This window comes from Rhodococcus sp. A14, from assembly GCF_011603105.1.
Lineage (GTDB): Bacteria > Actinomycetota > Actinomycetes > Mycobacteriales > Mycobacteriaceae > Rhodococcus_F > Rhodococcus_F opacus.
Window position 1 is genome coordinate 1 of sequence record NZ_JAAOQS010000287.1, and the last position, 936, is coordinate 936.

General features: G+C 70.2%; 2 protein-coding genes. Both read left to right on the top strand.

Annotated elements, in window-relative coordinates; translation table 11 throughout:
- Positions 1–434: phosphoenolpyruvate carboxykinase domain-containing protein (locus tag G9373_RS45430; protein WP_167121372.1), on the top strand; the 434-nt coding region annotated here is incomplete at its 5' end.
- 261 nt (positions 435–695) lie between these two features.
- The coding region (locus G9373_RS45435) for a SulP family inorganic anion transporter (protein WP_346842855.1) at positions 696–936 on the top strand (241 nt) is incomplete at its 3' end.

Below are 936 nucleotides of genomic sequence, written 5' to 3' on the forward strand. Positions count from 1 at the left end.
CGAAGATCTTCTACGTCAACTGGTTCCGCCGCGGCGATGACGACGAATTTCTCTGGCCGGGCTTCGGGGAGAATTCCCGGATCCTCGAGTGGGCGCTGCGGCGGATCGAGGGCACCGCCGAAGCCGAGGCGACCCCGATCGGCCACGTGCCCACCCCGGGCGACCTCGACCTGACCGGCCTGAAGTTCGACCACGCCAAGATTGCCGCCGCGCTACGGGTAGACCCCACGGAATGGATCACCGAACTTCGGCTGATCGACGAGTGGTTCGCCACCATCGGCGGCAACAGACTGCCCGACGTCCTGCGCGAGGAACTCGCCGCCCTCCGGCAGCGCCTCGCCGCGGCCGCGTCCGGCTACGCCGTCACCATCGATCCCCGGCGCGACCCCGTGCTCAGGGGCGGGGAATCCCGGTGGGCGCAGCCCCGCTTCTGACGGCCGCCGCAACGGTGGAGCGCGTCACGGTCGTCGGGCGAGCGGGGTCGGCCCGAACGCGGGCCGGGTATGGGCGCAAACCGTTGTCCTGTGCCGGCGACGACCAGGCCGCCGCGCTCACATACCGGGCAGCGCTGATCACGGCACCGCAGGGCAATGATCGAGGTTACCCGCCTCACTCAACTTTCCATGATGGTTACTTGCTAACATTAGCAATTATAGAATAGATGGCCCGCTGGCCGTCACTACCGAGGAACGTCGATGACCGAACCAACCCCCACCGGCCCGGCCGACGCGGCCGAGAGCGCCCTCGTGCGGGCGGCGCGGTCGGTGGCCGCGCTGCTGCCGCGCTGGGGTGAGTGGACACCCGCGTCCGGTGCCCCGGGCGCGGACCTGCTCGCCGGGCTGATCGTCGCGCTGGTGGCGCTGCCGCTGGCGTTGGGGTTCGGGATCAGTTCGGGTCTCGGCGCCGCCGCCGGCCTGACGACGGCGGTCATTGCCG